Source organism: Acidobacteriota bacterium, from assembly GCA_003225175.1.
GTDB lineage: Bacteria > Acidobacteriota > Terriglobia > Terriglobales > Acidobacteriaceae > Gp1-AA112.
Window position 1 is genome coordinate 62,186 of the sequence record QIBA01000055.1, and the last position, 20,047, is coordinate 82,232.

Here is a 20,047-nt window from a genome sequence, read left to right on the forward strand (position 1 = left end):
TTGATCCAACCCGCAATTGATTTATCTGTTCGACTGGGAGCTAGCGGCGCGTCTTTGCAGTTCTATTGCATGTAGGAGATCGTGAAGCGCTTCTACTGAAACTCCAAGCGATGTCCCGTTGAAACCATTGATCAATGCTGCGTTCACTCCGACCACTTCTCCTCGCATGTTTAGAACCGGGCCGCCGCTGCTGCCATGCGCCGTACTGGCGTCATACATGAGCGACATGCCGATCACGTCGGAGAGATGCCCCTGAGTGGCCGAAGGGCGAATCAGATTAATCTGAGCAAGGCGATCAACCTGCCGTTCGTCGGACCGCAATCCAGAAAGCTCGTATGGCAGTGCGGTTGATTTGGCCAGCATGGTCGTAACACCCAGAGGATATCCGATCACCAACACTGGGTCGCCTGGAGCACTGGGCAGTTGAGCCAGGCGTAACGGAGAAACTGCGGCACGCGCAGGCAGGTGCACATGCGCGGTGGCGACATCCGCCTCGCTCGAGGTAGCAAAGTCGGAAAGTTCGGCGGGAGTCGCCAGACTCGGGAAATATGCAAGCACTCGTTCGCGCGTTGGAAGGAATCCTTGAAAAATGAGACGTTGTGCTTTGGCATCACCAAACCACGGTTCCATTACATGGCGGTTTGAAACCACAATGCCGTCATCCGTGAGAAAACCCGTAGCGAAGAGACGATAGTGCAAACTTGGCGATGGTGGCCCGTCTGACGCACTCAGTCTGTAGCTGCTTACGATGAAGCAGATAGAATTACGGGCGCTGGAAATGATGTCGGAAGGCTGCTTCTCCTGTTTCCGCAATTGCTTCAACTCAGCATCAAGCTGGTTCACACGTCCCAGCAGTTCGGAACTGGGATAGGGCGTTCTCTCAAAAGTAATCAAACGGGAGCCGGCCACTAGGCCACCGGCAAAAACTACGCTTGCCGCCGCAATGCCAAGTGCAGCCCGTCTCCAGATCGAAAGGGAGCCAATCTTCATCGCCATTTCCGACTACCGCGATCATTTGGGAATTCCCGGCACTCGCGCCTCTACAGCTATTAGATTGTCGAAAATTCCGGGAAGTCGCGGCTCTATAGCTATTAGTCCCTATAAGTATTAGTGTGTCTAGTGCATGTCGGGATGCCAAACTGAGTTGCGCCAAGTCACTTTAGTAATGCCCGTTTGGCGTCTTCTCCCAGGTTCACAGCAGGTAGTCCTACTCCGTATTTTGGCGGAGACAAGGAATTGACAGTGGTTCGGCGCGGGTGTACAGTCCGCGTCGAAATCTCCGATCGCGCGTTTCGCGCAGGCCCCCAAAACTAAGAATCACAAAGGAGCACTTCCATGAGGAAAGCGATCTCTATCGCCTTCGCAATGATGTTTCTGGCAACACTCGCGTGGACACAGTCGACCAGCGCACCCAAATTCCTTCTCATCTCCAGGCAAAGCATCAAGGAAGGGAAAATCGCGCAGTATCAAGGGCTAGACAAGCAGGTGCGTCAAGTAGTTCATAAGGCCGATCCCAACCTCAATTGGATTACCGCGACTGCGTTTACCGGTGCTGACAATGAGGAGACTTATTTCCAATTTGCGAACAGTTTTGCGGAGATTGAGCAGGCAGATGCCGCATTCGGCAAAGCGGCTGGATCGTTGTTTATGAGCGCTGAATTCAACCAGACGGTTGCGGATTCGGAAGAGTCAGGCAGAACGATTATTGCGAAGCTTCGAGACGACTTGTCGTACAACCCCGAGAAGTTCGACCCAGCACATGCCAAGTTTTGGAGTGTGGTCTATCACCGCAATAAGCCGGGTAGCGGACCCCAGATAGTGTCGATCCGAAAGGATATCGATGCGCAACTGAAAGCAGCGAACTTTGACGAGCACTGGCTTGTTTATCAAGTTCAATATGGGCTGCCAGCAACAACCTACGTGATCGTCAGAGATTTGAAGTCTTTGGCCGACCTGGACGTGGACAACTCAAAAGCCGTTGAGGCAGCGGTTCCAGCAGGTTTGCGGGAGCGAGAAATGTCATATGCCCGTGAAAACGTCCTCGGAATCGAAAGTGTCATTTATCGCGTGAAGCCGGAACTGAGTCATCCCGGGCAGAGCATGGTCGCGGCAAATCCGAGCTTCTGGACGGTACAGGAAACCGAACAGGCACCTGTTGTAGCGAACAAGAAGAGCAAGAAGCAGGAAGTACAGCCTGCTGCCCTGAAGGAAAAGACAAGCAAATAATGCCCGCCGGACATGTCGGCGCAAAAGCGAAACGGCTGCTTTTTAGCAGCCGTTTCATTTTGGACTCGCGACAATTTAACCGTTGCTGTACAGCAACACACCTTCGTGCTTCTCTTCGCCCACTGGGCGGTAGAAGAGCTTGTCGCCTTCGAGGAAGACCTCGATGAACGCGGGACGCGTGTTGATTGTGCCCTGAATCATCGCCTCTGACAGCGGATCCTCGATGTACTTCTGCAGAGCGCGACGCAGTGGACGGGCGCCGTAGCTGCGGTCGCCGAGCGTCTTGTCGAGCACCCATTTCTTGGCCTCATCCGTCACCGAGATGGTGATCGCCTTCTGAGCCAAGTTCGCATTGAGTTGCTGCACCATCAGCTCGACGATCTGGATCAGATCGGTGTCTGCCAGGGCGTTGAACAGGATGACTTCGTCAATGCGATTCAAGAACTCTGGGTTGAACGTCCTTTTCACTTCATTCTTCACCAGCTCTTCAACCTTGCTTGAGACCATGTCTTCCTTGTCTGACTGGAAGCCCAGGCCGGAGCGCTTCATCAGGTGACGTGCCCCGATATTCGACGTCATCACTATGATGGTGTTCTTGAAATCGACCGTATTGCCGAGACCATCCGACAGCTGTCCATCTTCGAAGACCTGGAGCAGGATGTTGAACACATCCGGATGCGCTTTCTCAATTTCGTCGAGTAGGACAACGGAATACGGAGCGCGTTTTACGCGCTCGGTCAGCTGTCCGCCCTCTTCGTAACCAACGTATCCCGGCGGCGATCCGATCAGCTTGGAGACTGAATGCTTCTCCATGAACTCCGACATGTCAAAGCGGATTAGCGATTTGTCGCTTCCGAAAAGGAACTGCGCAAGTGTGCGTGCAACTTCAGTTTTGCCCACCCCAGTAGGCCCAAGGAACAGGAACGATCCAATCGGACGATGCGGGCTCTTTAGTCCAGCACGTGAGCGGCGAATGGCACGCGCCAAGGCTGAAATGGCTTTCTCTTGAGAGATCACACGACGATGCAGCTCTTCCTCGATGCGCAGCAATTTCTGCGTCTCTTCTTCCTTTATCGAGGTAATCGGGACACCAGTCCAGCGTGAAACCACATCTTCAATGTCTTCGCGCGTGACTACTCCCGTCGATGACTCGTCGAGGTGATACTTCTCGCGCAATCCGCGCAGATTCTCTCGTTCCTTGCGTTCTTCGTCGGAGTAGAAGCGCGCTTTCTCGAACTCGTGGCTCGCGATGGCATTCTCCATGCGGTGCACGATGAACTTGATCCGCTTCTGCACATCCGTGATCTCGTCTGGCAGCGAAGTCTGGCGCAACTTGACGCGCGCGCCTGCCTCATCGATCAGATCGATTGCCTTATCCGGCAGGAAACGATCAGGAATGTAGCGGTTCGAGTGCGATACCGAAAATTCAATCGCTTCTTCGGTATAGGTGACCGCATGGAACTTCTCGTAGCGTTCCTTAATCCCGTTGATGATCTTCACTGCATCGGTTTCGTTCGGCGGCGGAACCTTAACGGACTGGAAGCGGCGTTCCAGTGAGCGATCTTTCTCGATCGACTTCCGGTATTCGCCAGGCGTAGTCGCGCCAATGCACTGAATCTCGCCGCGCGATAGCGCGGGCTTCAGGATGTTTGCCGCATCGAGCGAGCCTTCTGCGGATCCTGCTCCAACCAACGTATGCAATTCGTCGATAAAGATAATGGCGTTCTGATTCTCCATCAGCTCCTTCATGATGGTCTTCAGACGCTCTTCAAACTGTCCGCGGTATTTGGTTCCGGCAACGATCAATGAAAGATCGAGCGCCAGAATGCGCTTTTCGGCGAGAAACGACGGCACATCGCCGTCGGCGATGCGCTGCGCTAAACCTTCCACAATGGCCGTCTTACCCACACCTGGTTCGCCGATCAGAACGGGATTGTTCTTTGTCCGGCGGCAGAGAATCTGAACGACGCGCTCAACTTCTCCCTCGCGTCCAACCAGCGGATCGAGCTGATTGTCCATCGCGGCCTGCGTAAGGTCACGCGAGAACTCACTCAGCAGCGACGACTCACGCGAACGCTGCGGTTGCGCTTTTTCCTGCGTGCTGCGCGCCAGCTCTTCGCGGATCGCGCTCAAACGCAGTCCACGTTCATGCAATATCTCGGCGGCGAAGCACTTCTCTTCGCGCAGCAGTCCGAGCAACAGATGTTCGGTTCCAATATGTTTGTGGGAGAGCCGCTCAGCTTCTTCAGCGGCGTAGGCAAGGACGCGCTTGCACTCGTTGCTTAACGGCAGGTCGACGGACGTCGATACCTTCTCGCGGATCGTGGTGTGTCCTTCAATTTGTTTGCGGATGGATTCAACCGAGGCATGCGAACGCAGAAAGCGATTAGTTAATGCCTTATCTTCGCGCAGCAAGCCCAGCAGCAGGTGTTCGGTCTCGATATATGGTGAACCGAACTGGCTGGCTTCGTAACGAGCAAAGAAGATTACTCGCCGCGCCTTTTCTGTGTAGCGTTCGAACATGTTCCCCCTTGAAGGTCCCTAAACCCGCCGCCCTCATTCCGAGCGGCCCACGTTACCTCTCCACCTCCGCGCCTGCGATCCCTAAAACCGCCAGCTCTTTGGGAAGAACTTACTCCTGTTTAAACCCTGTCTGAGAGTATCGTTTCAGATTACCCGCAGATTAACTAATACATCTGTCCTTCCTTACTGCAATCTTTATCAGGCCATGCGAGAAGGTGCAAGCTCCTCGAGTCGTCCTGCATGCAGGCGAAGAATCCGCCCGCAGCGCCTCGCAAATTCCAGGTTGTGAGTGACGATAATCGAGGTGAGTTGATGCTGTAAATGCAATCGCGCAATGAGATCGAATATCTTCTCGGCCGTTCCGGTATCGAGATCTCCTGTCGGCTCATCCGCCAGAAGCAATTTCGGACCGGTCACCAGCGCCCGCGCCAGTGCCACTCGCTGCTGCTCGCCACCCGAAAGCTCCCCTGAGCGGTGATGCATTCTGTCCCCAAGGCCCACTTCGCGCAGCCATTCCGCTGCTCGGGCCCGAGCTTGCTTCGGGTTCTCGCCTCGCGCCAACAACGGCATCGCAACATTCTCCAGCGCGTCGAACTCCGGCAACAGATAGTGGAACTGCCAGACAAAGCCGATTTCGCGGTTGCGGAGGTCCGCAGCCTGCTCATCGGACAACAACTTCAGCGAAAGTTGCGCGAAGTATATGTCACCTTCCGACGGCCTATCAAGAGTTCCGAGAATGTGCAACAGCGTACTCTTACCCGTGCCGGACTCGCCCACAATCGCCAGCATTTCCCCCAATCTCACAACGAAGGACAAATTTTCAAAGACCACCAGCCGGCTTTCGCCCGACCTATATTCCTTCTTCAGATTCTGGACCCGAAGAAGCTCTACTCGGTCTATTGGATGCAAGTGGCCTCGCCAAAGGAGCAATGGAGGTGCCCCAAAGCCTTGTATTCCGCGGTCTGAAGCGCCTTTAGCCCTTGTCCCGAATAGACTTTTCCTATGTTAATTAGAACACTCTCTGCAAGCCCCCGGTGTGTTACCGAAGTCATGAGAGCGGTTACTGTGAAAGAAATTGCACTCGGAAACGCAGCGATTAGCGATAAGCAATAAGCAATTAGCCAAACCTCATGGCCCCTGGGCCTCTGCAAGCGAGCCGCAAACACCCGCTTTTCGCTAATTGCTAATCGCTTATCGCTCATCGCTACCTTACTCATATCGCAACGCCTCCACAGGCAGAATCCGTGCCGCTGACCAGGAGGGATAGATGGTCGCAAGCAGCGACACCAAAATCGCTGTGGCTGCAACCAGCACTCCATGCACTGCTTTAGGTGCAAAAGGAACGTAATCGATCGAATAGACCTCTGCCGAGAGCCTTATCCAGTGATAGTGACCGCCTGCATAGGAAAGAACGTACCCGCCAACCAGCCCCATAATCGTCCCGACAACGCCGATCAGGAGTCCCTGATAGACAAATATCTTCCGTATTTGGACTTTGCGCGTACCCATCGACATGAGCACCGCGATGTCCTTTGTCTTCTCCATCACCATCATGGTCAGCGAAATCAGGATATTCAACGCTGCCACAAAGACGATCAGGCTGATAGTGATAAACGTAACCACGCCCTCGAGCCGCAGCGCACGGAACAACGGCCGATTCTGCTCCTGCCAGTTCGTGGTCATATAGCCCGGTCCGGCAGCGTTCTCTAATTCAATACTGATTTCTGGCGCTTTGTAGATGTCATCAATTTTGGTCTCAATAACTGACACAATATCGCCTAACCCAAACAGCGCCTGCGCATCTTCCAGCCGAATCAGTCCCCAGGAACTGTCGTAGTCGAAAAATCCAGATTTAAAGAAACCAACCACCTTGAAGCGCTTGTACTTCGGCACAAGCCCGTATGGAGTCAATTCACCCTGCGGACTGGTTACAAGCACCACCGATCCCAGAGTCGTGCCGAGGTCGTTTCCAAGATCCTCCCCAAGCACAATGGGCGGATAGGGAGCGCTTGATTCAGTGGTTCCGGCCGCCTTCTTGGGTCCGGACGTCGCCTGCGCCCCAGCAACCGTAACTGGGGACCCCGAGTTCGCCTGGGTGTCTGCCTGCGTCTCCAATGCGCCCTGCGCAGCTCCCTTGATGAACGCATCGCTAGCCTTCAACGCCTCAGCCGAACCGATCTTCACATCCCCCAGCAGCTCACTGACTAGCAATTCGTATTGCGGGATCACACCCTTCAGCAGGAGCCCGTTCGCCCGCGCACCGCGCGAAACCAGGACTTTCTCGTACAAAGCCGGAGAAGCAGCAACAATGTGCGGTTGACTCTGAGTTTTTTGCAGCAGAGAACGCCAATCGCGAATGCCATCAGCGCGCACCCGTTCAAGACTGACGTGCGCGGTTGATCCGAGCAACCGGTTTTGCAAGTCCTGACGAAATCCGTTAGTGATGGCGAGCGCAATGATGAGCGACGCAACACCCGCAGCCACGCCCACGATTGAGATCGCCGTGACGACTCCAATTACCGCCTGGCGGCGCTTGGCCCTAAGATATCGCGCCGCGATGAAGAGTTCGAAGCTCACTTCAGAGCAGAATACAACAAAGAAATCGGGTGATCGGGTGAGTGAAAAACCGGTCTGAGGTTGCTCTAGGAAAAAAAGGCCGGCTTGCGCCGGCCCGGGTTTCCCTCACCAGAGAATTTATTTCTTCGGTTTCTCGTCCCAAGTCGAACCGGACTTCACTTGAATCTGGTTGTCCACTCTCTTGTTGGTGCTCTCTTTTGCGATCTGCTCGGCTTTGGATCTATCGGCTTCACTACGAACCGTGCCAGTTAACTTCAAGCTGCCATCATCGACAACGCTTGCGGTGACCTGTGCGTTCGCAGGTAGCTGCCGATCAAGCGCCTGTTGTACTTGCTCTGGTGTAGCTCCGGTTATTCGTCCTGGCAGCGGCGACTCGGGTGATCCGCCTTGAGGATTACTCTGCTGCTGCGTGTTTGGAGAAGTGGGCACCTGGCCGGGACTGCTTTGCGCCGAAGATACGCCGCTGCGGCGATCCGGATTCGATTCAGGCGACGACTGCTGGGCACTTGCCCCGGTAGCGACCAGCAGCACAGCCATGACGAACGTGGAAACAAATCTCTTCATAGCCGCCTCCTTAGGTTCAGTGGATGCGCCGCAGAAGTCATGGTTTTTCCCATGGAAGGTCAAATTGAATGCTGGCGAGAGCTGCCTTTCGGCTGCTTTGGCCAGCATTAGGCAGCTGAGCGTCTGCGGCACAACCCGAAGCATGTGTCTAAGCGATGCGTTCGACCACGACCGCAGTACCGTAAGCGAGCACCTCAGTGACGCCCTGCATGATTTCAGTCGCGTCGTAGCGCGCGCCAAACACCGCATTGGCTCCCAGTTCACCAGCATGTTGCAGCATCAAATCAAAAGCCTCGCCGCGTGTCTTCTCACACAGATTCGTTAACAGCGTGATATTGCCTCCAACGAGCGTCTGCAGGCTCGCACCGATGGTTCCAAAAATGGAACGGGACCGCACAACGATTCCTCGGACAACACCCAATGTGCGCACCACGCGATACCGGGGAAGTTCAAACGTAGTAGAAACCATGTGGTGACCAGGAAGAGGAGACATGAAGCTATTATGCGCGGAGTGCTACGAAAAGAATCGCTGGGAATTTAAAGAGGTAATGACACTCCGATGATCTGCTCATCTCCGAGCTTGGGCCGCTGCAATGGCCAAGGGCACGCGCTTGATGATCAACGACGATTTGCCCGCAAGTCGTGTCCTGTCATCTCCTTCGGTTGTTGGATGCCGAGCATTCCGAGCACAGTCGGAGAAATGTCCTGTAGCGCTCCATCGGATCGAAGGCCAAACCTCTTGTTGTCGTCGCTCACAATGATGAACGGCACTGGGTTCAGCGTGTGCGCCGTGTGCGGACCCCCGGTAATTGGATCGATCAGCATTTCGGCGTTGCCATGGTCGGCGGTCACGATCATCGATCCGCCTTTTTGTGTGACTGCCTTGTAGATTCGGCCGAGGCATCCATCCACTGCTTCCACGCCTTTTATTGTAGGTTCGATCTTTCCGGAGTGACCCACCATGTCGGCGTTGGCAAAATTGACGATGATGACCTGAAACTTACCGCGTTCAACGGCGTCCACTACCGCGTCTGCGATTCCCTCGGCACTCATCTCCGGCTTTAGGTCGTACGTCGGAACTTTTTGTGAGGGCACTAGAACGCGCTCTTCACCGGCAAACGGCTGCTCAACTCCACCGTTAAAGAAATACGTGACGTGCGCGTACTTCTCTGTCTCGGCAACGCGAAGATTATGCAGACCCTCCCCGGCCATGACGTTCGCCAAAATGTTCGTGAGTGAATCTGGAGGCACGACAAACGGCAATTCGAACTGCTTGTCGTATCGGGTCATGCAGATGTAAATCAGATTCGTCGGTGCCTCGCTTGCCGGAATTGTTTTCTCAAGAGATTCAGCGTCCGGCAAATCTTGACCATTTTGTTTCGTGATGCCGCTGTTGCGCGCGAGAATGCGGGTGATCTGGCGCGCGCGGTCTGCCCGGAAATTGAAATTGATGCAGCTATCGTCGTCACGAATTGTGGCCAGCGGCTCGCCGCGATTGTCCACGCAGACGAACGGAACAATGAACTCATCGGTCACATCGCGGTTGTACGATTCCTTCATTCCGCGAAGGGGGTCGATGTAAGTGCCGCCCTCAGCTTTACCCTTCACCAGCGCGTCAAACGCTTTTTGCTCGCGCTCCCAACGCTTGTCGCGATCCATGGCGTAGTAGCGGCCACTGACGCTTGCAACGTGTCCAGTTCCGAGCTCACGCATCTTCTGCTGAAGCTGCTCGATGTATCCGGCGCCGCTCGTGGGCAGCGTGTCACGGCCATCCATAAACGCATGCACGAAGAGGCGATCGACTCCGTTCTGCTTGGCCATGCGCAGCAGTGCGTAGAGATGGTTCTGGTGCGAATGGACGCCGCCGTCTGAGAGCAGCCCGAAGATGTGTAGCTGTCGTCCTCCAGAACGCGCATTCTTCATCGCCGACATCAGCGCCGGATTCGAGAAGAGCTCGCCCTTTTCAATCATCACGTCGATTTTCGTGATGTCCATGTACACCACACGTCCCGCGCCGATGTTGAGATGACCAACCTCGCTGTTTCCCATTTGGCCGGCCGGGAGACCAACATACCGGCCGCTCGTGTGCACAAGCGTGCTGGGGAAATCGCGCAGCAGCGCGTCGTAATTCGGCTTTCGCGCGAGCGCTATCGCGTTGGCATTAGTCTCGGCACGGTATCCCCAACCATCGAGGATGATGAGAACGAGTGGAGTATTCTTCATTATTCAGATCGTCATTGCCCGACAGGAGAATCGGGAGAAGGCATCGACGAGGACTTGTCGTAGCCTTTGTCGCGCAGCTTGCGCATCGCACGGTCGGCGACGATTCGTCCCCACTCCTGCCCAGCATCGATCGCTTCGGCAGAGAGTTTGGGAAGAACTTTGATCGTCTTCTGACCCACTGGCGACTTGTAGAAGGTCGTTAGATCCTGAATTTCCTGGCGCGTGTAGTACTTGTCGTAAATGGGAATGACGAGATCGATCAATTCGTCAGAGCGAACTTCTTTGATAAAGGTATCCCAGAACTCTTCGGGAACCTGCTGAAAGCCATTGCGCAATGGAGCGATGATCTGGCGCAGTGCATCTGCTGAAACGCTCGCCGCCCCGGTAAGTTCGATCAGGTGACGAATCTCAGCTTTTTTGGCGGCTTGACCAGTATCACCCTGATTCGCCCCGGGACTGGATGCTCGAGACGACGCAGTCTGCGCCATCGCAGCACAGCTCAGCAATAGCGCGAGGCCTAGAAAATACGTTTTCATACGACCTACTTTGGCTTTGAATTCGTTCCCGACTTCTGCGATGCGTTCTGCTGCGCCATTGCATGTGCCCGATCCTGCATGCGCTGCGTCATCCTAGCCATCCATTCCTTCATCACCGGATTCGCAGCCTGCATCGCTTCCCTCGACATCGCCGGCATTTCGTTCAACATCTTCTGTCCAGTCGGCGTCTGATAAAAAAGGAGGATGTTGCCGATATCTGCCTTGCTCAGATGCTTCTGGTAGACGGGAACCATTGAATCCAACACTGCCTGCATCGGATAGTCGTGGAAGATGTCGTCAGCCATGGCGTCTAGCTGCTCTTGTGGGATTTCAACGTTCTGCTGTCTCATCAGCTCGGGCAAATTCCCTTTCATCTGATCCGCAGCCGCGGACATGGTGACCTGCATCATGCGATCGAGCTTGAGAACGGAGAACAGATTCTGCACATCTTCACGGCTCGCCGGTTCGGAGGCGGGATCGCTTTGGGCAACGGCTTCAGTAGAAAAGAATGGAACGGACATTATGAGGGCAGATTGGCCCAGGGCTCCCCCAAGACACATCAGGCTTACCAGGCATTTCGAGAAAAGCGGCTTCATTTGGAACTCCTCTGTAATAATCGGTAGAGAATGCAGCATGCCGCGTCTCCAGCATGCATATCGGGATACTCGTCCGATGTATTCGACCCCCAAGCCGCTTCGCAACGAGGGAGCCCCGTGGCGGGCGGTCTCTACCGTTAACTAGGCTGCCTTGCCGATTACTCCGTGATAGTTCAGGGCCTCGACACCCAGGAATCCAGCCGCGCGTCCCAACTGTTCCTCGATCCGCAGCAACTGGTTATATTTGGCGATGCGATCCGTCCGCGAGGCTGATCCCGTCTTAATCTGGCCGGTGCCAGTACCAACCGCGAGGTCGGCAATGAAGGTATCCTCGGTTTCGCCAGAACGGTGGCTGATGATAGCGCTGTAACCATTGCGACGCGCGAGCTCGATCGCCTCCAGCGTTTCAGTCACGGTTCCAATCTGGTTCACTTTAATGAGAACGCTGTTTGCACAACCATCTGCGATGCCGCGACGCAGCCGTTCCGTATTGGTCACAAATAGATCATCACCGACCAACTGAATGGTCTTTCCAATCTCATCCGTCAGCATCTTCCAGCCTGCCCAATCGTCCTCAGCGAGTGCGTCTTCGATTGAAACGATGGGATATTTCTTCACCCAGTCGGACCAGAAGCGCACCATCTGTTCCGAATCTTTAACACTCTTATCCGACTTCTTGAAAACGTACTTGCCGTCGCTGTACAACTCGCTGACCGCGGGATCGAGGGCGATGGCGATCTGTTCGCCTGCCCTGTAACCCGCCTTCTCAATAGCTTCAAGTATTACTTCAATAGCTTCCACGTTCGACTTCAGGGAAGGCGCAAAGCCGCCTTCATCGCCAACTGCCGTGCTATAACCTCGCTTCTTTAATACGCCCTTCAGGGTATGAAAGACTTCGGCGCCCCAGCGCAGCGCGTCCGCGAAGGTTTCCGCGCCAATGGGCATGGCCATAAACTCCTGGAAGTCGACGTTGTTGTCGGCGTGGGCGCCTCCGTTGATGATGTTCATCATTGGAACAGGCAGGATGTTGGCATTTACTCCACCAAGATAGCGGTAGAGCGGTAGCTTGAAGTCATTGGCAGCGGCACGGGCGCAGGCCATGGAAACGGCGAGAATTGCGTTTGCTCCGAGTTGTCCCTTGTTCGGGGTGCCATCGAGTTCAATCATCGTGCCATCGATCAATCGTTGATCTGAAGGATCCATCCCCCCAAGAGCAGGCGCGATCGCACTCTCTATGTTCTCAACCGCTTTGAGCACTCCTTTGCCGAGGTAGTGCTGCGAATCGTTGTCGCGCAGCTCGACTGCCTCATGCTCGCCAGTCGAGGCTCCGCTGGGGACCGCGGCACGTCCCATTGTTCCGCTGTTCAAGAAGACATCGCACTCGACCGTTGGATTGCCGCGCGAGTCGAGAATCTCTCGCGCACGAATCTCTCGAATTTCGCTCATTCCTCTCCTTGTAATGGATCTCTGAGATCTGCTCTCTGATTCGCGTCCAACGGTTAACGGATCACCACCCGATGAATGTATTGTGGTTACCAGGTCGGACATATGAATTGCGTCGCAAAGAAGCGATTATAAATGTCCATGCGGAGAGCTCTCTTACGTGAATGCGCTATATTGCTCAGTCATGGCAGAACTCGCAAAGCGTACCTGCGTTCCCTGCAAAGGCGGAGTTCCGCCGCTCAAAGGGAAAGCGCTGGCCGCCCTGGAGCGTCAGGTCAAAGGGTGGAAAGTAATCGATGAGCACCACATCTCGAAGAGCTATAGCTTTTCCGATTTCGTGAGCGCGCTTGAATTTGTGAAATCAATTGGCGCCATCGCCGAAGAGCAAGGCCATCATCCCGACATCCTGCTGCGTTGGGGGAACGTGACCGTATCGATCTGGACGCACAAGATTGATGGTCTCACCGAAAGCGATTTCATTCTTGCAGCGAAGATCGATGAGATTCCACGTCCCCAGCCGAAGCACTAAGCAGCAGATTTGGCCAAGAAAGCAAGGTAGTTCCGGCCGCCCGCGGCCAAGTACAGAGATTGTTTGGGCGACAAGGTTGATACCTGAGCACAGTAATGCGGAACATAAGCGCTAAATTTTCGCGGAGCGTACGCGTGTTTCACAGCTCATGGCCCGATTAATCCTTGTACCGCCGAGGGCGGCCGGAACCACGTAAGCAAGTAAAGTACAAAGAGAAGATTCGATACACTCAATCCACTTGAGCTCAGTCCAACAAGTCTCTGCCTCAGCCAAAGGCATCGGCAATGAAGCTGGGCTGCATCGACAACTCTCCGCCGGCCAGATGGCCATGCTCGCTGTCGGAGGTTCGATCGGCACCGGCCTGCTCCTGGGCTCAGGCGCAGCCATCCACATCGCCGGACCCGCCGTCGTACTCAGCTACGTAATCGGAGCCGCGATCGCATTCACCGTTACCATGGCTCTGGGCGAGATGGCGAGCGCCCACCCGGCGGCTGGATCATTCGGCGTCTATGCCGAGCTCTACCTGAACAACTGGGCAGGATTCGTTGCGCGCTATGGCTATTGGTTTGCAGTCGTTATAGCCGTCGGTGGTGAGTTGGTCGCGGCAGCGACTTACATGCGGGTCTGGTTTCCCAAGACGGCTCCGATGGTATGGATTGCCGTCTTTGCAGTCTTGCTGCTGCTGATCAACTTGCGTCCAGTTGGCGACTACGGAACATTCGAATACTGGTTCGCGATGGTGAAGGTTGTCACGATAGCAGCATTCATCGTCGTTGGAGCGGCTCTGCTTCTTTCAAAGCGAGTACCCGCTCAGTACAGCGTCTCTGGAGGGTTTTTCCCCCATGGCCCCGGCTCGCCGCTTCTGGCGGCATCGTTTGCTCTGTTCAGCTTTCTCGGACTCGAGTTTGTAGCGATCGCTTCCGGAGAGGCCAAGTCCCCCGCCGCTGTGGCTCGCGCGACGCGAATTATGTTTGCCCTGCTTGCTGTCCTCTACATCGGAGCCACAGGAATACTAGTCGGAGTCATGCCGTGGACTCAGGCAGGCGTGGCTCAGAGTCCATTTGTGACCGTATTTCGCATTGCTGGAATACCTGCGGCGTCGCTGCTGATGAATGTCGTCGTTCTCACGGCGGCCTTATCAGGAGCAAACGCCAACATCTTCGCCGCTGGCCGGATGCTTTTTTCCCTCGCACGCAGCGGGTACGCCCCTGCTTCTCTCGGAAGAGTGACCGCAGCCGGCTCGCCGCACGTGGCTCTGAGTCTTTCCGCATTCGGGATTCTCGTGGCCATTCTCGTGCAGACATACGCGCCGGAGGGAGCTTATCTCTACATCATCGGAGCGTCACTGTTCGGAGGAATGCTGGCTTGGTGGATCACATTGGCCGCCCATATCAGCTTTCGAAGGCGCTTCCCTGCGGATCAACTCGCGCAATTGCCGCTGCATGCGCCCGGCGGAGGAGCACTTTCCATCTTCGGATTCGTAGCTCTATTGGCTGCCATCGGATCAACCTGGTTCGTACCGCAAACCCGGATCACCGTTATAAGCGGCCCGTTTTATCTCCTGCTCCTCACGGTTGCATACCTGTTGGTTCGAAACGCGCGACGCTAGCTATTGCAATCCATACAGCTTTGCTGCAGTGTCATGCAGAACCATCTGCAGGATTTTAGACACTTGCTGCCGGTTTACCTCTCCATCCTCCATCATTCCCGTCAGCGCGATCGCAAGTGCCTGGCGCGCCGTTTGATTTTCGATCCATCCCACTTCCTCCCAATCGAGTTCTGGAGTGCCGGGTGCGAGGTCGGTGCCATAAAGGACCTTATCGGGATACCATTCGAGCCAATCTCGAAGCACTAGACTAAGTGCACGCGGCGAAAGCAACCAGGTTTGCTCCGATAGATCGGCATAGACGTTCGGCTTACTTAGCAAATAGGAAACTTCCTTGCTGAAAGTCTGCGCTCCTCCGTGCACCAGGACGAACGTTGTTTTGCGAAGAGCCGGATCGTCGATCAGCGAGCTAAGCAGAGCGGGATTTGAGCCTGGCAGATCAAAATAGCTTCCGCATCCACCGCCAGTATGAAAGTGAACGGCCATTCCCAGCCGGCCAGCCTCGGTTGCTATGTATCGCAACAGATAGTTCTGGAGACGCAAATATTCCTGATCCGAAGGAACCCTGGCAGAGAGCGCCGCGCGATAAATTGGGTCGGCGTCTGCTAGCTGGCTGGCCGGTGGACCAAAGTCCAGGGCGCGAAGATAGGCGGCTTCAAACTTGATGGCTACAGCCCCAGCTTGCTTCTGTCGCTCCAGAACGGGAGTAATCACCCGCTCTTTGTACTGCTCAAGAGTCGATGGCATTGCTGCCACGCCGGCTTCGTCCATGTAGCGCTTGAGCAACTGACGTTCGCGAGGATAGAAGTACTCTCGGTCGGGAGAGGAGGGAGTCAAACCCTTTCCCGGAAAGAGCAGCGGGTCATCAAACGGTACCCAACGGAATCGCGGCGCTTGCAATCCGCGGCCCATCGCTACTCGATTTGCAAACTGAGATTGGATGCCGAGCTGATCGAGAACCCAGTTTGAATAATTATCCCCTCGCTCTTGCTTTAACTTTTGCTTGGCTGCAAGGAGCGCTTTAACGTGCTCGGGATCGCGGTCGTTGTAGGAATACGCCCATAGCGCCTTCCAGGCTTTCAGAACCTGGGGATTCTCGGGACGGGTCTGAAATGGCGGATCCATCTGGCTGATCGGATCGCATGGCAACGCATCGAAGTCGTCGTCCTTCTCTCCCGGCGCGACTAGCTTCGGCGGATGTGAATGGTTGTCGATCGCCTTGATGCGGAGTGCCTCCGCAAGAATCCCGGCGTCCGGAGTCTGGGCGAAAACAGCGCACGAAAGCAGGAGAAGCGCGAAAAACTTAGATGGTATGTTCATCGGTGAAGGAAATCTCGCGCAACATCATAGATGCAGTGCGCGTTAGGACTTATCTCGATTCGCTCCCACAGATAAACTGAGAGAAATGAAGATTAATCGTGAAATCCCAGTTCGCCAGCTGCGGCTCTTGATCTTCGACCTTGATGGAACTTTGGTTGACTCCCGGCAAGACCTGGGAAATTCGGTGAATGCGATGCTCCGCCACTTTGGACGGCATGAACTGCCATTGGAGGTGATTGCCTCGTACATTGGCGATGGCGCCCCCATGCTGGTTCGTCGTGCTTTGGGCGATCCCAAAGACGAGCATTTTCTTCACGTGGCCCTGCAATTCTTCCTCGACTACTACCGCAAGCACAAGCTTGACACAACGTACGTGTATGACGGCGTAATCGATGCACTCAAAGCCCTCTGCTCCACGGATACCTTCCCCCGCAAGATGGCCGTACTAACCAACAAACCGGTTGGGCCATCCAGGGCCATTGTCGATGCGCTTGGCATGAATGAATTCTTCTTCCAGGTGTACGGTGGCAATAGCTTCGAAACGAAAAAGCCCGATCCATTTGGAGTTCGGAAACTGCTTCGTGAAGCGAACTGCGAAGGTTCCGAAGCGGTGTTGATCGGGGATTCGGATGTCGACGTGGTTACGGCACAGAACGCCGGAATCTATTCGGTTGGATGCTCGTACGGCCTCGCCCCACACACATTAGAAACCGCTCCCCCTGACGTGCTTGTGGACAGTCCGCGCGATTGGGTCAAACTGTTTAAAGGGAAGAAAGCCGTTCAGACCAGGTAGAGTCGCAGCACGAAAATCAGGAACTCCGAAACGACTCGTCTACGATATACACATGAAGCGTACAAATCTTGTGCTAGCGGACCCTATTCACATCAAAACGTTCGTTTTCGCATCTGAAAATTTAGCGGCTTGGCCGGAGGAAAGGCTATACGATCCGCTCCTCAATCGACTGTTGATCGCCGCAATCGCGATTGAGAACGACGCCACTATCTGGCAGCTTGACCGCGATTTTGCAGCGATCTCTACATACACCGCCCTGCGCAGCACGCAACGGATTTAGCCTGAGAAAATCCACTTGCCCGTTGTGTCACAATACTGAGATACCCACTCGCTGATTTTTCGCTCTGTGGGCTTCCGTTTATGGACTTCAAGCTGGTAAGCGATTACAAGCCGGCCGGTGATCAGGGCCGCGCGATTGAGGAATTGTCGCGAGGTCTTTACGCTGGCGAGAAGCATCAGGTCCTTCTCGGTGTGACTGGATCTGGGAAGACCTACACGATGGCCAAGGTCATCGAGAGGTTCAACCGTCCGACCCTGGTACTAGCCCACAATAAGACTCTGGCCGCCCAGCTCTATCACGAGTTCAGACAGTTCTTCCCTAACAACGCGGTTGAATACTTCGTTTCTTACTACGACTATTACCAGCCTGAGGCATACATTCCTTCTGGCGATGTCTATATCGAGAAAGAAGCCACCGTAAATGATGAACTGGATAAGCTGCGGCTCTCGGCCACCAAGTCGCTGTTTGAGCGGCGCGATTGCATAATTGTTGCCTCCGTTAGCTGTATTTACGGTCTCGGTTCGCCGGACGCCTATTACGGCATGCTGCTCTTTTTGGAGAAAGGACAGAAAATCCGACGGGAGGACATCACTCGGCGGCTGGTCGAAATCCTTTACGAGCGCAACGAATCGGAGTTTCGTCGTGGAACGTTTCGAGTACGCGGCGATGTGATTGAGATCTTCCCAACGTATGACGACATGGCGTACCGGATTGAACTTTTCGGCGATGAGATTGAATCTCTCTCGCAGATCGATCCGCTGTTTGGCACAGTGAAGCAGAAGTACGCGCGCCTGCCGATCTATCCGAAGAGCCATTACGTGCTGCAGCCGGATCGCAAGAAGCGTGCGATCGATTCCATTCTGGAAGAATTGGCGTGGTGGGAGAAAGAACTCGAGCAACAGGGCCGGCTTGTGGAAGCGCAGAGAGTTCACCAGCGCACGCGATTCGATCTCGAGATGATCAAGTCGGTTGGATACTGCCATGGGATCGAGAACTATTCACGTCATTTTTCCGGACGGTTGCCCGGCGAGGCTCCGCCGACGCTGCTCGATTATGTGCCGCGCGATTTCCTGCTTTTTATCGATGAGTCCCACCAAACTGTCCCCCAACTCCACGCGATGTGGCATGGGGACCGCTCACGCAAAGCCAACCTGGTTGAGTACGGCTTCCGTCTGCCATCAGCAATGGACAATCGTCCATTGCAATTCGAGGAGTTTGAGACGCGGGTAAATCAAGGAATCTATGTCTCGGCTACACCCGGCCCGTACGAGTTGACGAAGTCGGCAGGGGTTGTAGTCGAGCAGATCATTCGGCCCACCGGATTAATAGATCCTGAAGTTGAGGTTCGCCCTGTAAAAGGACAGATCGATGATCTCTTGCACGAGATTCGGTTGCGTGTCGAATGCAGAGAGCGCGTACTTGTTACTACTCTCACCAAACGCATGGCGGAAGACTTAGCCGAATACTACAGCGAGGTCGGCGTGCGCTGCCGCTACATGCATTCCGAAATCGAAACCCTTGAACGCATCAAGATTCTGCGGGACTTGCGGCGCGGTGAGTTCGACGTGCTGATCGGAATCAATCTACTTCGTGAAGGCCTTGACTTGCCCGAGGTATCGCTTGTCGCGGTGCTGGACGCCGATAAAGAAGGGTTTCTGCGGTCCAGTGGATCGCTTATTCAAACTATCGGACGGTGCGCCAGGAATCTAAACGGCCGCTCTATTCTCTACGCCGATGTGATGACCGACTCTATGCGGCGCGCAATGGATGAGACTGAACGTCGTCGCGCTATTCAGCGCGCATACAACGAGGAAAACGGGATTACGCCGGAATCCATCGTGAGGCCGCTCGAGTACTCGTTGGCGCAAATCGTCGATCCCGATGCTACGGAGCTCACCGAGGCGGTCGAGTCCGTTCCAGAATTCGGAACTCAACAGGATTTGGACGGTTATATTTCTCGTCTCGAAGCACAGATGCGTGAGGCCGCCAAGAAATTTGAATTTGAAAAGGCGGCGAAGCTCCGGGATACGATCAAGGATTTGCGATCTAAGGAAATCCTGATAACCTAGCGCGCTTTCCGGCTCGGCTGCGGCTCGATAAATCTAGCCCTGCTGTGCGGTCTTGAAGTGCTCCTCTAATGAGCGGACATATTCGCGCTCAGCGGCCAGCTCCGATTGCAGTTTCTTCACCAATCCTTCTAAACGCGCAATCTCCATCTTCAACTTACCCATATCTCCCAATGCACTGACCCCTACCTTTGCTGTGGCTCCATTGCCCAATGACTGCGCCGGCGGGGCAGCTGCGCCAGGTATCTCCTGAGCCGGACTTGGCGCTACCGTTGCCGGAGGCTGCGCTCCAATTGCTGCGCTCGGTCGCGGTTTAGCGCCACCATTCACCGGCGCGCCCGAGAAGATGCTGCTGAGGGCCGCTGCAGCATTAGCTTGTGGTTGTGAGGCAGCAGGACTGCTTTCCGACTTAAGTAGATGTTTTACTCGCGTAATTAAATCTTGCGGCTGAAAGGGTTTGCGAATGAGCTCGTCGGCCTTCACCGAAAAAGCCTTTTCCGCCACTGCCCGATTCACCACCCCCGACATGAGAATCACGGGCGTGTTGCCAAGCCGAGGATGCTGCTTGATGTGTTGGCAGACCTCGTAGCCATCCTTGTCGGGCATGATCACGTCGGTGATGACCACGTCCGGATTGCCTTGCTCGATGCTTGGCAACGCGCTGGCTGCATCCGGATAAGCGACAACCTCAATGTTTTCGCGCCGAAACGCGATCTTGATGACTTCGCGCATCGTGGCGCTGTCGTCGATGAAAACCACAGTAGG

At 54.9% G+C, this 20,047-nt stretch carries 19 protein-coding genes; 6 read left to right on the forward strand and 13 right to left on the reverse strand.

Annotated features, from left to right (window positions below; genetic code table 11):
* Window positions 1-21: 21 nt before the first annotated feature.
* Entirely contained in the window at window positions 22-996 is a 975-nt protein-coding gene (locus tag DMG62_15715) for a hypothetical protein (GenBank protein ID PYY22000.1), read from the reverse strand.
* 339 nt (window positions 997-1,335) lie between these two features.
* On the opposite strand from DMG62_15715, the gene DMG62_15720 reads away from it, so the two are divergent.
* Entirely contained in the window at window positions 1,336-2,226 is an 891-nt protein-coding gene (locus DMG62_15720) for a hypothetical protein (protein PYY22001.1), read from the forward strand.
* Window positions 2,227-2,301: 75 nt separating this feature from the next.
* Here DMG62_15720 and DMG62_15725 read toward each other — a convergent pair whose 3' ends face one another.
* From DMG62_15725 to DMG62_15770, 10 genes are all read right to left on the reverse strand, one after another.
* Window positions 2,302-4,749, reverse strand: a complete 2,448-nt coding sequence (locus tag DMG62_15725) for an ATP-dependent Clp protease ATP-binding subunit ClpC (GenBank protein ID PYY22002.1) — start codon at window positions 4,747-4,749, stop codon at window positions 2,302-2,304.
* A 198-nt stretch (window positions 4,750-4,947) separates the two neighbouring features.
* Window positions 4,948-5,658 (reverse strand): ABC transporter ATP-binding protein, encoded by a 711-nt coding sequence (locus DMG62_15730; GenBank protein ID PYY22003.1) that lies wholly within the window; start codon window positions 5,656-5,658, stop codon window positions 4,948-4,950.
* Complete coding sequence (locus tag DMG62_15735) at window positions 5,646-5,966, reverse strand: hypothetical protein (GenBank protein PYY22004.1); 321 nt, start codon at window positions 5,964-5,966, stop codon at window positions 5,646-5,648. Before DMG62_15735 ends, DMG62_15730 begins: the two co-directional genes overlap by 13 nt.
* Complete coding sequence (locus DMG62_15740) at window positions 5,959-7,326, reverse strand: permease (GenBank protein PYY22005.1); 1,368 nt, start codon at window positions 7,324-7,326, stop codon at window positions 5,959-5,961. Before DMG62_15740 ends, DMG62_15735 begins: the two co-directional genes overlap by 8 nt.
* Before the next feature lie 117 nt (window positions 7,327-7,443).
* Complete coding sequence (locus tag DMG62_15745; protein ID PYY22006.1) at window positions 7,444-8,139, reverse strand: hypothetical protein; 696 nt, start codon at window positions 8,137-8,139, stop codon at window positions 7,444-7,446.
* A complete protein-coding gene (locus DMG62_15750) occupies window positions 8,039-8,359 on the reverse strand; it encodes a hypothetical protein (protein PYY22046.1) in 321 nt (106 codons plus the stop codon). Before DMG62_15750 ends, DMG62_15745 begins: the two co-directional genes overlap by 101 nt.
* A gap of 149 nt (window positions 8,360-8,508) precedes the next feature.
* Window positions 8,509-10,113, reverse strand: coding sequence for a 2,3-bisphosphoglycerate-independent phosphoglycerate mutase (locus tag DMG62_15755; GenBank protein ID PYY22007.1), 1,605 nt, complete (start codon window positions 10,111-10,113; stop codon window positions 8,509-8,511).
* 11 nt (window positions 10,114-10,124) lie between these two features.
* Window positions 10,125-10,649, reverse strand: coding sequence for a hypothetical protein (locus DMG62_15760; protein PYY22008.1), 525 nt, complete (start codon window positions 10,647-10,649; stop codon window positions 10,125-10,127).
* Window positions 10,650-10,654: 5 nt separating this feature from the next.
* Window positions 10,655-11,284, reverse strand: coding sequence for a hypothetical protein (locus DMG62_15765; GenBank protein ID PYY22009.1), 630 nt, complete (start codon window positions 11,282-11,284; stop codon window positions 10,655-10,657).
* A gap of 102 nt (window positions 11,285-11,386) precedes the next feature.
* Window positions 11,387-12,691 carry a phosphopyruvate hydratase gene (locus DMG62_15770; protein ID PYY22010.1) on the reverse strand — a complete coding sequence of 435 codons (1,305 nt, stop codon included), beginning with the start codon at window positions 12,689-12,691 and terminating at the stop codon, window positions 11,387-11,389.
* Between the two features lie 181 nt (window positions 12,692-12,872).
* Here DMG62_15770 and DMG62_15775 point away from each other — a divergent pair, with 181 nt between their 5' ends.
* Together DMG62_15775 and DMG62_15780 are read left to right on the forward strand one after the other, a co-directional pair.
* Entirely contained in the window at window positions 12,873-13,217 is a 345-nt protein-coding gene (locus DMG62_15775; GenBank protein PYY22011.1) for a 4a-hydroxytetrahydrobiopterin dehydratase, read from the forward strand.
* 238 nt (window positions 13,218-13,455) lie between these two features.
* Window positions 13,456-14,826 (forward strand): amino acid permease, encoded by a 1,371-nt coding sequence (locus DMG62_15780; protein PYY22012.1) that lies wholly within the window; start codon window positions 13,456-13,458, stop codon window positions 14,824-14,826.
* Here the strand turns inward: DMG62_15780 and DMG62_15785 are convergent, their stop codons facing one another.
* Window positions 14,827-16,143: an amidohydrolase gene (locus DMG62_15785; protein PYY22013.1), complete on the reverse strand. Its 1,317-nt coding sequence runs from the start codon at window positions 16,141-16,143 to the stop codon at window positions 14,827-14,829.
* 85 nt (window positions 16,144-16,228) lie between these two features.
* On the opposite strand from DMG62_15785, the gene DMG62_15790 reads away from it, so the two are divergent.
* The 3 genes from DMG62_15790 to DMG62_15800 all read left to right on the forward strand — a co-directional run bounded on the left by DMG62_15790 (window position 16,229) and on the right by DMG62_15800 (window position 19,285).
* Window positions 16,229-16,936, forward strand: a complete 708-nt coding sequence (locus DMG62_15790; GenBank protein ID PYY22014.1) for a haloacid dehalogenase — start codon at window positions 16,229-16,231, stop codon at window positions 16,934-16,936.
* Window positions 16,937-16,988: 52 nt separating this feature from the next.
* Window positions 16,989-17,216, forward strand: a complete 228-nt coding sequence (locus tag DMG62_15795; GenBank protein ID PYY22015.1) for a hypothetical protein — start codon at window positions 16,989-16,991, stop codon at window positions 17,214-17,216.
* An 80-nt stretch (window positions 17,217-17,296) separates the two neighbouring features.
* The gene (locus DMG62_15800; protein ID PYY22016.1) at window positions 17,297-19,285 is read left to right on the forward strand and encodes an excinuclease ABC subunit B; all 1,989 of its coding nucleotides are present in this window, start codon (window positions 17,297-17,299) and stop codon (window positions 19,283-19,285) included.
* 33 nt (window positions 19,286-19,318) lie between these two features.
* On the opposite strand, the gene DMG62_15805 is transcribed toward DMG62_15800, so the two are convergent.
* Window positions 19,319-20,041, reverse strand: coding sequence for a hypothetical protein (locus DMG62_15805; GenBank protein ID PYY22017.1), 723 nt, complete (start codon window positions 20,039-20,041; stop codon window positions 19,319-19,321).
* Window positions 20,042-20,047 lie beyond the last annotated feature (6 nt).

Coding starts and splice junctions, on each gene's coding strand:
- DMG62_15715 (PYY22000.1), bottom strand. CDS start 996: ATGGCGATGAAGATTGGCTCCCTTTCGATCTGGAGACGGGCTGCACTT.
- DMG62_15720 (PYY22001.1), top strand. CDS start 1,336: ATGAGGAAAGCGATCTCTATCGCCTTCGCAATGATGTTTCTGGCAACA.
- DMG62_15725 (PYY22002.1), bottom strand. CDS start 4,749: ATGTTCGAACGCTACACAGAAAAGGCGCGGCGAGTAATCTTCTTTGCT.
- DMG62_15735 (PYY22004.1), bottom strand. CDS start 5,966: ATGAGTAAGGTAGCGATGAGCGATAAGCGATTAGCAATTAGCGAAAAG.
- DMG62_15745 (PYY22006.1), bottom strand. CDS start 8,139: ATGCGGTGTTTGGCGCGCGCTACGACGCGACTGAAATCATGCAGGGCG.
- DMG62_15750 (PYY22046.1), bottom strand. CDS start 8,359: ATGGTTTCTACTACGTTTGAACTTCCCCGGTATCGCGTGGTGCGCACA.
- DMG62_15755 (PYY22007.1), bottom strand. CDS start 10,113: ATGAAGAATACTCCACTCGTTCTCATCATCCTCGATGGTTGGGGATAC.
- DMG62_15760 (PYY22008.1), bottom strand. CDS start 10,649: ATGAAAACGTATTTTCTAGGCCTCGCGCTATTGCTGAGCTGTGCTGCG.
- DMG62_15765 (PYY22009.1), bottom strand. CDS start 11,284: ATGCTGCATTCTCTACCGATTATTACAGAGGAGTTCCAAATGAAGCCG.
- DMG62_15770 (PYY22010.1), bottom strand. CDS start 12,691: ATGAGCGAAATTCGAGAGATTCGTGCGCGAGAGATTCTCGACTCGCGC.
- DMG62_15775 (PYY22011.1), top strand. CDS start 12,873: ATGGCAGAACTCGCAAAGCGTACCTGCGTTCCCTGCAAAGGCGGAGTT.
- DMG62_15785 (PYY22013.1), bottom strand. CDS start 16,143: ATGAACATACCATCTAAGTTTTTCGCGCTTCTCCTGCTTTCGTGCGCT.
- DMG62_15790 (PYY22014.1), top strand. CDS start 16,229: ATGAAGATTAATCGTGAAATCCCAGTTCGCCAGCTGCGGCTCTTGATC.
- DMG62_15795 (PYY22015.1), top strand. CDS start 16,989: ATGAAGCGTACAAATCTTGTGCTAGCGGACCCTATTCACATCAAAACG.
- DMG62_15800 (PYY22016.1), top strand. CDS start 17,297: ATGGACTTCAAGCTGGTAAGCGATTACAAGCCGGCCGGTGATCAGGGC.